At 31.7% G+C, this 13,908-nt stretch carries 12 protein-coding genes; all 12 read left to right on the top strand.

Going from position 1 to position 13,908, the window contains the following annotated elements:
* Positions 1–4 precede the first annotated feature (4 nt).
* The 12 genes from F6P99_RS09295 to F6P99_RS09240 are packed head-to-tail and all read left to right on the top strand — an operon-like array spanning position 5 to position 13,903.
* Positions 5–1,159: a glycosyltransferase gene (locus tag F6P99_RS09295; protein WP_152287207.1), complete on the top strand. Its 1,155-nt coding sequence runs from the start codon at positions 5–7 to the stop codon at positions 1,157–1,159.
* The gene (locus tag F6P99_RS09290) at positions 1,156–2,352 is read left to right on the top strand and encodes a glycosyltransferase (protein WP_152287206.1); all 1,197 of its coding nucleotides are present in this window, start codon (positions 1,156–1,158) and stop codon (positions 2,350–2,352) included. The genes F6P99_RS09295 and F6P99_RS09290 overlap by 4 nt, the downstream gene beginning before the upstream one ends.
* Positions 2,349–3,347 carry an N-acetylneuraminate synthase family protein gene (locus F6P99_RS09285; RefSeq protein ID WP_152287205.1) on the top strand — a complete coding sequence of 333 codons (999 nt, stop codon included), beginning with the start codon at positions 2,349–2,351 and terminating at the stop codon, positions 3,345–3,347. Before F6P99_RS09290 ends, F6P99_RS09285 begins: the two co-directional genes overlap by 4 nt.
* A complete protein-coding gene (gene neuC / locus F6P99_RS09280; protein ID WP_152287204.1) occupies positions 3,344–4,501 on the top strand; it encodes a UDP-N-acetylglucosamine 2-epimerase in 1,158 nt (385 codons plus the stop codon). Before F6P99_RS09285 ends, neuC begins: the two co-directional genes overlap by 4 nt.
* Complete coding sequence (locus F6P99_RS09275) at positions 4,501–5,193, top strand: acylneuraminate cytidylyltransferase family protein (RefSeq protein ID WP_152287203.1); 693 nt, start codon at positions 4,501–4,503, stop codon at positions 5,191–5,193. The genes neuC and F6P99_RS09275 overlap by 1 nt, the downstream gene beginning before the upstream one ends.
* Positions 5,190–6,128, top strand: coding sequence for an NAD(P)-dependent oxidoreductase (locus tag F6P99_RS09270; RefSeq protein ID WP_152287202.1), 939 nt, complete (start codon positions 5,190–5,192; stop codon positions 6,126–6,128). The genes F6P99_RS09275 and F6P99_RS09270 overlap by 4 nt, the downstream gene beginning before the upstream one ends.
* A gap of 2 nt (positions 6,129–6,130) precedes the next feature.
* Positions 6,131–7,834: an asparagine synthase (glutamine-hydrolyzing) gene (asnB, locus tag F6P99_RS09265; protein WP_152287201.1), complete on the top strand. Its 1,704-nt coding sequence runs from the start codon at positions 6,131–6,133 to the stop codon at positions 7,832–7,834.
* Positions 7,827–9,245, top strand: a complete 1,419-nt coding sequence (locus F6P99_RS09260; protein ID WP_152287200.1) for a hypothetical protein — start codon at positions 7,827–7,829, stop codon at positions 9,243–9,245. The genes asnB and F6P99_RS09260 overlap by 8 nt, the downstream gene beginning before the upstream one ends.
* Positions 9,235–10,653, top strand: a complete 1,419-nt coding sequence (locus tag F6P99_RS09255; RefSeq protein ID WP_152287199.1) for an MBOAT family O-acyltransferase — start codon at positions 9,235–9,237, stop codon at positions 10,651–10,653. Before F6P99_RS09260 ends, F6P99_RS09255 begins: the two co-directional genes overlap by 11 nt.
* Positions 10,654–11,556: a hypothetical protein gene (locus F6P99_RS09250; protein WP_152287198.1), complete on the top strand. Its 903-nt coding sequence runs from the start codon at positions 10,654–10,656 to the stop codon at positions 11,554–11,556.
* 11 nt (positions 11,557–11,567) lie between these two features.
* Positions 11,568–13,151 (top strand): glycosyltransferase family 2 protein, encoded by a 1,584-nt coding sequence (locus F6P99_RS09245; RefSeq protein WP_152287197.1) that lies wholly within the window; start codon positions 11,568–11,570, stop codon positions 13,149–13,151.
* Positions 13,148–13,903, top strand: coding sequence for a 3-deoxy-manno-octulosonate cytidylyltransferase (locus F6P99_RS09240; RefSeq protein ID WP_152287196.1), 756 nt, complete (start codon positions 13,148–13,150; stop codon positions 13,901–13,903). The genes F6P99_RS09245 and F6P99_RS09240 overlap by 4 nt, the downstream gene beginning before the upstream one ends.
* The last annotated feature ends 5 nt before the right edge of the window (positions 13,904–13,908 follow it).

Raw genomic sequence — 13,908 nt, 5'->3', positions numbered from 1 at the left:
ATTCATGAAAATACTTTTTGTTTGCATGCAATACATACACAGTGCTCGTTGGATCAACCAGCTCAAAGACAGCGAACACGAAATTTATGTGTTCGATTGTTTAGACAAACCGATTCATGAAGAATTGTTATGGACTAATACCATAACAAACTGGTCTAAACGAAAAAAGTCATATGTCAAAGGCGAATATTTTTTAAGAAAAAAAATGCCTGCTATTTATGAAAAAATCCAACCATTTTTAGAGGTTACCCCTGCCGAAAAATTGATTGAAATTATTTCAGAAATTAAACCAGATTTGGTGCATTCACTAGAAATGCAATCTGAAAGTTACCCAGTGCTGAAAGCTAGAAAAAATATTGAATTTAATTGGGCGTATTCATGTTGGGGAAATGATGTGTTTTATTACCAAGATAAAAAATTTCACACAAAAAAAATCATCAAAGCTTTGGGTAAGATACAGTACCATTTTTTAGAATGTGAACGAGATAAAAAACTAATTACAGCAATAAATTCACATGCTGAAATTCTTGGAGTAAATTTTCCTGGGGGAGGAGGCTATGATTTGAAAAAGTATAATTCTTACAAACACCCTTTAAATGATAGAAATTTAATAATAATCAAAGGCTATCATCATAAATTTGGAAGAGCATTAAGGGTTTTAGATGCTCTTGAGCAACATATAGATCTAATTGCTGATATGGATATTTATGTATATTCTGCGCATGAAGTCGTAATAGCTAGAATCAAAGAATTGAATGAAAAGTATGGATTAACCATAGGTTACTCTTCAAGATACAATCAAATTTCTCATGAAGAGCTTTTAGAAAAATTTGGAGCAGCTAGAATTGCTATAGGAAATAATATTTCAGACGGTGTACCGAATACGCTTTTAGAAGCAATTATTCTAGGGGCATTTCCAATTCAGTCTAATCCTGGTGGTGCTAGTGAAGATTTTATAGAGAACGGTGTCAATGGTTTGTTGATTGATAACCCGGAAGACGTCAATGAAATCGCCCGTTTGATAAAAAGAGCTCTTGAATCTGGAGAACTCCTTGAAAGTGCTACAGAAAAAAATAATGAGATAGCCAAAAAGTTAGATTACAATTTGGTCAAGACTAATGTTCAAAAGGCTTATTCTAAAATAGCTGCAGAATTATGAAAAAGATTCTCTTCATTGTAAATAACGGAAAGATTTCTCCAAACGAAAACGGAGGAGCAGCGGTGTATTTTTCTCACTTAGAGTTGTTGCATAGTCTTGGGTATAAAATCCATTTATTAGCTGTTCAATGGGGAAAAGATAATTTGTTTATTGAAGAAGATTATAATGAAGTAACACATTTAATAACCTCTGTTAATTCATTTAGAATAAAACATGAAGGAGCTGTAAGCAAGAGAAGCCATTTATACCACGCAATTTTTAAGCCAGAGAAATTTGAATACCTTTTTTTAAATAAGTCTAATCATTATTTTTTAACTGATTTTATACAAAAAAATAAAATTGATATGGTTTGGGCTGAATGGCGTTGGGCTGGGTTTTGGGCAGGATTTTCTAAACTTAGCATTCCTGTTTTTTATGCGCACCACGATTGGCAATTTAAAGTAGCAAAATTACGTAAAAAGAGAAATTTCTTAGAGCTGTTTCATATTTTTCAAAAGAAAAGAGCAGAATACAAATTGGTGAAAAAAGTTACTGCTTGTGTTTCTGGGTCTAATACCGAAGCTAATGAAATTGAACAAGTATCAAGAAAAAAAGCTATGTATTTGCCTACAACTTATGCAAGTATTGAAAATAAACTAACTAAAAATAATGTTCCAAACATTGTCCACCTAGGAGGAATGGGAACAACAGCCAATAGGGTAGGTTTAGAGCGTTTTTTAGATATTTGTTGGAAGGAAATAAAAAAAGCGAACCCTCAAACAAAACTATGGGTCATTGGTTCCATAAAACAAGCAAATGACTCACTTAAAATAAAGTTAACTAACGATCGACAAATTGTGTGTAAAGGCTTTGTAGCTGATCTAAGTACTGTTTTACACCCTCAAGATATTCACATTATTCCATGGGAGTATGATACGGGTACACGGACACGATTACCAGTGATATTGAACTACCAACAAGTATTAGTTGCAACCAAGGCCTCTGTTGCAGCATTTCCAGAGGTGAGAAATCAAGAAAATTCAGTACTTTGTGATGATTTAGACCAAATGACAATTGCTATGAATAGATTGTTAACGAATGAATCAGAACGTGTTCGTTTGAGTAATCAAGGAAAAGAAGTTTTTAGAAAGAATTTTACTGTTGAAAGTAGAGTAAAACAATTAAAAGAATTTATAGAAAATACCGCACAATGATATTTACCATCGCTGAAATAGGTCAGGCACATGAAGGAAGCCTAGGAATTTTACATTCATACATAGATGCGGTTGCTACAACTGGAGCAAATGCCATTAAATTTCAAACACATATTGCCGAAGCAGAAAGTAGCAAGTTTGAACCGTTTCGTGTTAATTTTTCTTACGAAGACAAAACGCGTTTTGATTATTGGAAACGTATGGAGTTTTCTTTAGAGGAATGGAAAGAAATAAAAAACCATTGTGATGAAGTAGGGTTAGAATTTATGAGTTCTCCCTTTAGCAATGCTGCTGTTGATTTGTTAGAGGAAGTAGGAGTAAAACGCTATAAAATCGGATCAGGTGAAGTAAATAACTTTTTACTTTTAGAAAAAATAGCAAAAACTGGTAAACCTGTTATTCTTTCTTCAGGGATGAGCTCTTTAGAAGAATTAGATGCTACTGTTGCTTTTTTGAAAGACAGGAATGTGGAATATTCAATTTTACAATGTACTACGGCGTATCCTACTAAACCAGAACAATATGGGCTGAATGTCTTGGAGGTTTTGAAAAGTAGGTATAATGTACCTATCGGTTTTTCCGACCATTCTTCTTCGATAGTAGCGGGTATAGCTGCTGTAGCGCTAGGTGCTGAGATTTTGGAATTTCACGTAGTTTTTGATAAGGATATTTTTGGTCCAGATGCTAAATCATCTTTAACGATTGATGAAACGAAGAAATTGATAATGGCTGTCAATAATGTGAAGAATGCTCTAAATAATCCAATAAACAAAGAAAATAATTTAGAATTTACAGATTTAAAAGGTATTTTTGAGAAATCTTTAGCCGTGAATAAAGACTTACCCCAAAACCACATACTCACGTTTGACGATCTAGAAGCTAAAAAACCAAAAGGATATGGTTTGTTAGCTTCTGATTACGAAAAAGTTATTGGGAAGAAGTTGCAAAAATCATTGAGCAAATGGGATTTTTTAAATGAAGCTGACCTGATATGAGTAAACGCAAAATATGTGTCGTAATAACGGCAAGACCTTCTTACAGCCGAATAAAAACGGCATTAAAAGCTATTGATAATCACCCTAAATTAGAGTTGCAATTGGTCGTTGCTGGTTCTGCGCTTTTAGGTCGTTATGGAAATGCTGTTGACTTTATTGAAAATGATGGTTTTAAGGTTAACGAAAAAGTCTTTATGGTTTTAGAAGGTGAAAATCCAACTTCCATGGCTAAAACTACAGGTTTAGGAGTGATGGAGCTTTCAACTGTTTTTTACAATTTGCAACCCGATGCTGTGATCACGATAGCAGATCGATTCGAGACAATTGCGACTTCTATCGCTGCGTCGTATCAAAACATTCCGTTAATTCACATCCAGGGAGGAGAAGTAACGGGAAATATTGATGAGAAAGTGAGACATGCCAATACAAAATTAGCCGACATTCATTTGGTTGCTTCTGAAGATGCCAAACAGCGTGTGATGAAAATGGGTGAGGATGAAAATTTTGTAATCAATACAGGATGTCCGTCTATCGATTTGGCAAAAACAATTAAAGAAAATCCTACAATTAATTTCAATCCAATAGAAAAGTATGGCGGTGTAGGAGAAAATTTAAATTGGCAGTCAGGTTATATAGTTGTTATGCAACACCCTGTAACAACTGAGTACGAGAAAGCGAAAGAAGATGTAATAAAAACTTTAGAGGCAGTTGATGAATTAGATATTCCTACTTTTTGGTTTTGGCCTAATGTAGATGCTGGTTCTGATGGTACTTCGAATGGAATACGAACGTTTAGAGAACTTCAAAAACCTAAAAATATACATTTCTTTAAAAATATGGAGCCACATGATTTTTTAACGCTACTGAAAAATAGTCAATGTTTGATAGGTAATTCTAGTGTAGGAATTCGTGAATGTTCTTATTTAGGAGTACCTGTAGTGAACATTGGTACAAGACAAAACAAACGTCTACGTGGAAGTAATGTTTTGGATGTTACCTATGATAAAATTGCTATTAAAAATGGAATAATGACTCAGATTTCGAATTCAAAAATTGTAGCAGAAACAATTTATGGTGATGGTGATTCAGGAGAAAAAATTGCAGCAGTATTGGCTGAAATACCTTTGATATTTCATAAAACAATTCAATATTAATGAAGGTATTAGGTTTAATTCCGGCAAGAGGAGGCTCAAAAGGTGTTCCCCAAAAAAATATTCGCTTGGTAGATGGTTTGCCGTTGATCGGCTATTCCATTGAAATAGCAAAAAAAAGTAAATTATTGACCGATGTAGTGGTTTCTACAGATTCAGATGAAATCATTGATGTTGTAAAAAGCTTGGATTGTTCTTTTTTAAAAAGAAGTTCTAAAAATGCACAAGACGAATCTAAAATAGAAACAGCAATTTTGGAAGTTCTGGAAACATTAGAAACCAACTACGATTTGATCGTTTTGTTACAGCCAACATCTCCAATACGTGAAGTTGAAGATATTGATAATGTAATAAAAATGCTTGTCGATGATGAGAAACTTGATTCTGTTGTTTCTTTGGTAGAATTAGAAGACATTCATCCTGCAAGAATGTATCAACTGAGTGAAGCACAAAAAATGTTGCCTTTACAGCCTGATTTGGAAAGAAAACGAAGACAAGATTTAAAGCCGGTATATTTAAGAAATGGGGCAATATATGCTACAAGAGTTTCAACATTTTTAAAATCAGAAAAATTTATTGCAGACAATAAAAAAGGTTATGTGATGCCTGAGTCTAAATGGTCTAATGTTGATACAGAAAGAGATCTGTTAATTACTGAAGCACTCATCAAAGAGTGGAAAAAAGGAAATTTATGATGCACACAATTATTTCTGGTATAGAAAAATTAGCACATCAGACCGAGCATAAATTAAGTTCGGTATCTACTTTAAGCTATGAAGAGATTAGATCGAAAGAAAAATTAAAAGAAGCATTTTTAAACTGCGATGTTTTTTGGTTTCGATTGAATCATAAAATTTCTGCAGATATTCTTAAGGATGCTCGTTGTAAATATATTTTATGCGCAGCCACCGGCTTAGATCATATAGATGTTGAAGCATGTGAAGCTAGAGGAATACAAATTATTAGTGTAAAAGGAGAAAAAGAACTTCTAAAAGAAGTAAGAGCTACTGCCGAACATACTTTGGGGCTGGTTTTGGCGTTGATTAGAAAGTCAAAACGTGCTTTTCAACATGTAGAAAATGGTGAATGGAATCGATATTTGTTTCAAGGAACTGAATTGTATAAAAAAAATGTGGGTATTCTTGGCATGGGACGTTTAGGTAAAATTGTTGCAGATTATTATGCTGTATTTGGTATGAATGTTTCTTATTTTGATATTGAAGAGCAAGAAGTTTCGAGTCAATTTATAAAAAAGAGCACCATGTTAGAATTATGTAAGAATATAGACATATTGTCTATTCATTTGCCATATAACTCAGAAACAGATGGAATAGTGAATGCAGCAGTTTTTAAAGAACTAAAATCTTCAGTTGTAATTGTGAATACGGCTAGAGGAGGAGTGGTAGATGAAAAAGATTTATTAAACTGCCTTTTAAATAAAGAAATTAGCGGATATGCAACCGATGTGTTATTTGGAGAACCAGCAATAGAAAATCATCCTTTGGTAACTTACGCAAGTGAAAATGAAAATGTAATTATTACACCTCATATTGCAGGAAATACATTTGAATCCATAGAAAAAACTGAAGCTTTTGTTTTACATAAACTCATTGAAAAAGTTAGTAAATAATTATGTGTGGAATAGCAGGAGTTGTAGGTAAAGAAGCTCATTTAAAAAGCTTAAAAAAAATAACAGAAGTTCAAACACATCGTGGACCAGATCATACAGGTTATTGGAATGATGCAAATTGTGCTTTGGGTCATAATCGATTGTCAATTATTGATTTGTCTGTAGAAGCGAATCAACCTTTTCATAATCTTTCAGGTAGGTATGTACTCGTTTTTAATGGTGAAATTTATAATTATGTAGAACTTAAAAAAGAACTTTCATACGATTTCAAAACGCACTCAGATACTGAAGTCTTATTAGCTTCATACATAAAATGGGGTAAAGATTGTTTACATAAATTCAATGGAATGTTCTCATTTGCTATTTGGGATAAACAAGAGCAAACATTGTTCGCTGCGCGTGATCGTTTTGGGGTAAAACCTTTTTATTATGCTCATGATAAAGAGCAGTTAATTTTTGCTTCTGAAATTAAAGGAATTCATGCAGCAGGTATTCCTAAAACACCAAATAAAGAAACTTGGGCAAATTTCCTTTGTTATGGAAGTTATGGAGTTTTGAATGAAACTTTTTGGGAAGGAATTGCAGAATTACCAGGTGGGCATACTTTAGAGTATTCCAAAAATAAAATTTCAGTTTCTAAATGGTACCATTTTGAGAATGAAATAAAAAAACACGAACAAAAAAAATCATACCAAGAAGTTAAAGAAATATATACAACACTTTTAAAAGATAGTTTGAAACTACGTTTTAGAGCAGATGTTCCGGTTGGTTTTAATGTTAGTGGTGGTTTAGATAGTTCTGCTTTATTAGCCTTTGTGAATCAACAAGAAAAAGGCGATAAAATACAAGCATATACTTTTTATACAAATGATGAAAGATATGATGAATTACCTTGGGTTGAAGAGATGATTTCTTTAACAAAGAATCCATTGAAAAAAGTGCTTTTAAATGCAGAAAAGGTAGCACAACTAAATGAAAAAATAAGTGTGTATCAAGATGAACCTTACGGGGGATTACCAACACTGGCTTATGCGAAGATTTTTGAAGAAGCAAAAAGAAATGGTGTATTGGTGTTGTTAGATGGTCAAGGTATGGATGAGCAGTGGGCAGGGTATGATTATTATCTATCTCGATCGAATGATAATATCATTCAAGCCACAACGATATCTCCATTTAAATCAAATGTTTTATCTGAAGAAGTTTTACAGATGGCAAATAAGCCAATGTACCCGAAACCTTTTAAAGATGAGTTGCTTAATAAGCAATATAGAGATTTGTTTTATACGAAAATACCTAGAGCCTTACGTTTTAACGATCGTGTTTCTATGGCTGCTAGTACAGAGCTAAGAGAGCCTTTTTTAGATTATAGATTGGTAGAGTTTGCTTTTGCGCAACCATTAGAATATAAAATTAAAGGTTCAGTTCAAAAATACATGCTTAGAGAAATTGTGTCTGAGTTTTTAAGTGATACTATTTCCTATGCACCTAAGAGACCTTTACAAACACCACAAAGAGAGTGGTTGGCTGAAGATTTAAGAGAGACAATAGAACAAGCGATTTCAAATTTAAAAGAGAGTTCTTATGCATCTTGGTTTAAAATTGAAGCCTTAGAAAAAGAATGGGAAATATATAAGAAAGGTAATAATGAATCTAGTTTTCATATTTGGCAATGGCTGAGTATGAGTACATTTTTAATTGATGAATAAGTTTATGAAGAAAATGGTAATTGTGCTTCCTAGGGGAGAATCGATTAAAAATTTTGTGTATTCTGGAATAACTGATGCATTAAGAAAAAAGTATCGTTTGGTGTTTTTCTCAATCATTCCGAATCAAGAAATAAAAGAATATTTGGTTTCTAAGTGTGATGAGTTTTATGAATTACCTGAAATAGTATCAAGTAATAAATACGCCGAAGAATTAAAGAAAGTTTTACAATTAGCACATCTGTATCGATTGGATTGTGTTACCGGGAATCTCAAGATATTGAAAGATGATATTTCTAGTAAAAAAAGTTTTAAACATAGAATTGTTAGAGTATTTAGAAGACAGTTGGCAAAATTGTTTACTTCTGACAAGAGTATTATTAAGCTTACCAATAGGTTTATCAAAGCAAATTATAGAAATCCTAAAGTTTTAGAATTCGAGAAAATAATAACTGATATCAATCCAGACATTGTTTTTAATACATCGCACATCCATAATTTGTTGTCATTAGATTTGATGTATGCTGCAAAAAAAAAGAAACTAACAACGGCTACATTTCTTTTTTCTTGGGATAACTTAACATCTCAAGGAAGAATTTTACCAGATTATGATTATTATTTTACTTGGAATGACAAAATTAAACATGACCTACTGAAATATTATCCAAATTTAGACACTAAAAATATTTTTGTAACAGGTACTCCACAATTTGATTTTCATTTCAATAAAGATTACATCATGCAAAAAGAAGAGCTGTACGAGTTTTTAGATATTCCGATGCATAAAAAAATTGTATTGTATTCAACAGGAATGTCTTATTACACACCAAAAGAGTATGTCATAGTAAAAGATATTCAGCAGAGGTTGCAAAATATAGATGAAGATTTAATTTTGGTGGTTCGTATCTATGCAAAAGACGACAATACCGAATATTATAAATTAAGAGAAAACAATAAAGAAGTTATCATTCCCGATCACTATTGGGAGCTAAATCATCTGACTCCCACCATTAAAGATATTACCTTGTTTAATAGTTTGTTAAATCATTGTTTGGTTGGTATAAACGTTGCGTCAACTGTGAGTTTAGATTTGGCAGTTTTAGACAAGCCAGTGATCAATATTGCTTACAATCCTCCTGGAGAGAATGTATATCCAAATGATTATTTGAAAATTTACAATTTCGATCATTATAAACCTATCGTAGAAACAGGAGCAATAGCATTGGCTAAAACACCAGAAGAAATGGAGAGGTTTATTAAAAAACTATTAAAAGATTCAACTTTTTTAGCTGCTGAACGAAAGACTTTGGTAACTACATTTTTTGGAGATAAGTTGAAAGAAGACAAAAAGTTACTATTTACTAATCTTTTTGAAAAAATAACAAAACAAGTTACGCTAAAAAATGCTGTTTAATTCACTTGAATTTTTATTGTTTTTACCAACAATATTTTTGTTGTATTGGTTCGTTTTTAGACAACTGAAACATCAAAATATTTTATTATTTGTTTCGAGCTACATTTTTTATGGTTGGTGGGATTGGCGATTTTTGTCGTTGATATTGTTCAGTACACTCATTGATTTTTTTATTGGATATCGTTTAAATCTTTCTACTCATCGCAACAAGAGAAAATTTTTATTGTATACAAGTTTGTTTGTAAATCTAGGACTTTTAGTTTTTTTCAAATACTTTAATTTTTTCATTGAGAGTTGGATAGAAGCATGGGCAGACTTAGGCATTCAAATGCATCAAACCACATTAAATATAATACTACCTGTTGGAATTTCTTTTTATACATTTCAAACCTTGAGTTACACTATTGACGTTTATCAACGAAAAATAGAACCTGTTACAAATTTTATGGCTTTTGCGAGTTATGTCGCATTTTTTCCACAGTTAGTTGCAGGTCCTATCGAAAGAGCAAGCAACTTATTACCTCAGTTTTACAAAAAAAGAATTTTCAACTACGAGTTTGCGGTTTCAGGAATGAAGCTGATTTTGTGGGGTTTACTAAAGAAAGTAGTCATAGCCGATTCTTGTGCCGTTTTGGTAAATGATATTTTTCAAAATTACCAAAATGAATCAGGTTTAACGCTTTGTATGGGGATTGTCTATTTTTCATTTCAGATATATGGCGATTTTTCTGGATATTCTGATATTGCCATTGGAACCTCAAGATTGTTTGGTTTTAACCTAATGAGAAATTTTGATTACCCATATTTTTCTAGGGATATAGCTGAGTTTTGGAGGCGTTGGCACATTTCGTTAAGTACTTGGTTTCGAGATTACCTCTATTTCCCTCTAGGTGGTTCAAAGGGTAGCTTAGGCAATCAATTAAGAAATGTGTTTATTATTTTTTTAGTAAGTGGGATATGGCATGGAGCGAATTGGACTTATGTTGCTTGGGGAGGGATAAACGCATTGTTTTTTTTACCAATATTTTTGTTAAAGAAAAACAGAAAACATACAAATGCTATCGAAGGTAACTTACCCAGTTTATCGGAATTTCTTGGAATAATGAAAACATATATGTTGGTTACTTTTTCATGGATTTTTTTTAGATCAGAATCAATTAAAGACGCTGTTCGATACATTGAAAGAATTATAGATTTCAATACTTTTATACCAAATACAATTCGTCATAAAAAAATAATTCCGTTTTTACTCATTTTTGTCTTTTTCGAATGGATTTCTCGTAAACAAGAATATGCTATAGTTTTGGATAAAAAATATCGAATTGTGTTCTATTTGAGTTTTGCTTTTTTAATATTGTATTATGCATCAGTAGAAGAGAAAACAACATTTATTTACTTCCAATTTTAGATGAAAAAATTTATACTTAAAGTTGTGGCATATCTCGTAGTCATAATAACAACTTACTTATTGTTAGGCTTCTTAGGGGATGGTTATACTGACCCTTTTTATTTGAGGTTTACAACAAAAAAACAAAATTCTTTAGTTCTTGGTACATCTCGAGCAGCTCAAGGTATTCAGCCTGAAATATTAAATTCTTTACTTCTTGATTCGGTGGACAAACCTCTATATAATTATGCTTTTACTTTGCTACATAGTCCCTATGGAGAGACATATTACAACGCTATTGATGCAAAATTAAATAAGAAAATTTCCAATGGTTTGTTTATTGTTTCTGTTGACCCTTGGAGTATTTCTTCACGATCAGATTTTGACTATGAAATTGAAACGAATAAAGAATTAGGTAAAATTTCGTTCTATAACTGTTATCCAAATTACGATTATTTCATGTATGCGTATCCAAAATCAATGTTTAGTTTGTTGTTTAAAAAAAAGGATACTAATATGTTTGTGCACAATGATGGATGGTTAGAAATAAATGTTTCGATGAAAGCAGCTGAAGTAATAAAAAGAACAATGTTTAAAGAAAAACAGTATATCACTAATAAGGAGATTTATGGATTTTCTGAAAAACGACTATTTTGGTTAAAAAAAACAATTTCTTTGTTAAAGAAACATGGTAGAGTAATATTAGTTCGAATTCCTACTGGACATAAAATTTTGAAGATTGAGAATTCAATGTTTCCGGATTTTGACAATTTAATTGAAAGAAGTTTTAATGGTGAATTGTACTTGAATTATAAAAACCTAGTTGATAAATATGTATATACCGACGGTAATCATTTGTTTAAAGAATCTGGAACTGAGTTTACAAAACAACTTGCTAAGGACATAAACAATCATATTAAATAAAACAAAAGCATATGAAAGTTAGATTCTCGATCACATTGGTTTTATTTAACGAAACAACATCTATAAAATGGGTTTTTGGAGAAAAGTATTCCATAAAACAATCAACAATACATAAGGTTAAAGATTCGATTTTAAGTAATGATTCGAAATATGTTTTGTTTTGGAATGCTGAACATCCTATCCCTACGGAAAAAATATTGCATGATGTCATTAGTTCAAAGGGTGATTTATGGCATATAGGTTCAAAAATTGGTTTTGCAGAATCTTTACCTCTTTTAGATAGTATTCAACCTGCAAACATGTTACATGTTAAAGTAGATTATAATATCGACCACACTTCTTGGAAAATTTCGTTTGATGGTTGTCTGATGAAAAAAAGTGTCCTTAATTCGATTCCGTTACAAGAACAATCAAAATCTTTAGATGTTTTGGCATTAAATTTCGGATATAAAGCAATGCAATCTGGGGTGCTAACAAGATATTCTTCATTATTGGCACAAGAAATAGAACCATGCATTAGAACAAAAATAAAAGCAAAAGATGAAATTGTTTTTATCAGAAATAATTTTGATAAAAAAGCTTTTATATGGAGTTATTTAACAAATTTTTCGAGAATTTCTGCACTACGTTTTTTTAAAGAATTCATAAGAAAAATAGATAAACTTGAAAGTGTATATGAACAATCAATTGATGAAATACAACTATCTGAAAATGACTGCTCGGTTTCTATTGTAATTGCAACCTTAGAAAGGTACGAGTGTTTGCGTGATGAATTGAAAGAACTAAAAGGATTGAATCTTCCTGCAAAAGAAATTATTATTGTCGATCAAACACCCAAAGAGAATAGAGATCAATCTTTTTTGAATGATTTTAAGGAATTGCCAATTAAGTATCTTCAGACAGATAAAATTGGTCAATGTTCTGCTAGAAATATGGGTATAAAAAATGCTACAAGTACCTTTGTTTGGTTTTTAGATGATGACATGCAAGACATACCCTCAAATTATTTAGAAAAACATTTGAAAACGATATATGCTCTTAATGCAGATGTTTCTTGCGGAATTCCAGACGAAATAGGAACGGAATACATCGATAGATCTATACCAAAAGTAGAACTTTCTGAAGGGTTTCCTACAAATGATGTTTTGGTGAAGAGAAAACTGTTGCTGACAGTAGGTGGATTTGACGAAAAAATGGATCAAATGCAGAGTGAAGACCAAGAAATTGGATTGAGGTGCATAAAATCAGGTGCTTTAAGTGTTAAAAATAATCAATTACGTATCATTCATTTAAGAGCAGCTAGAGGAGGTTTAAGAAATCATAATGTTCGAAAAATTACGTTTTCTTCTTCAAGAAAAAATGTTAGAGAAAGACGTTTGTTACATCATTCAGAGATATATCTCAATTTGAAACATTTTTCACAGGAACAAGTAAAAAAACTGATTATATTAAATATAAGAGGTACATTTATTATTCGTGGAGGAATCTTAAAAAAACTTTTAAAATTTGGGTTTGCTTTACTTTACTTGCCAAATACCATAGTTGTTCTAAAAAAGAAGTATATTTTAGCTAATAAACTAATAGAAAAAAAGTGAAGAAAATTTTAGGAATAATTCCAGCGCGATACGAGTCTACAAGATTTCCGGGAAAACCTTTGGCAAGGATTTTCGGTAAACCCATGATTATTCATGTTGCAGAAAAAGTGGAAAGTGCTTTGGGGAAAGAAAATACTATTATTGCAACAGATGACCAATTGATAGCAGATGTAGTTGAAAAACATGGATATAAGGTAATTATAACATCAGACAAACATAAAACAGGTACGGATAGAATTTGCGAAGTCGCCCAAAAAATAAAAGCAGATATATATATAAATATACAAGGGGATGAACCTGTTATTAATCCTAATGATATCATTAAAATCGCCGATTATAAAGAGAGGTTTCCTAATCATGTAACCAATGGATATACAGAGCTGATTGACCTAGAAGAGGCAACATCTGATACTGTTCCGAAAGTGGTGTTTGCAGAAAATAATGATTTAATTTACATGTCTCGTTTGCCTATTCCTGGAATCAAACAAGCGAATCAAAGAGCAAAATATTACAAACAAGTATGTATTTATGCGTTTAATGTAGATGAATTAAATGCTTATGGAGAGAGACAAGAAAAAACTAGAATCGAATCTTTTGAAGATATAGAGATTATTCGTTTTTTAGAAATGGGATATAAAGTAAAAATGGTAGCTATGGAAAGTGTTTCGTTAGCTGTTGATACTCCTAAGGATGTAATTAAAGTTGAAAATTTTTTAAAGAAAAATAGTAGTTCAAAATCAAATGAATCATAAGTCTT

Source organism: Flavicella marina (assembly GCF_009193215.1).
In the GTDB taxonomy this organism is placed as follows: Bacteria; Bacteroidota; Bacteroidia; order Flavobacteriales; family Flavobacteriaceae; genus Flavicella; species Flavicella marina.
This window is presented reverse-complemented; position numbering and strand designations above follow the sequence as displayed.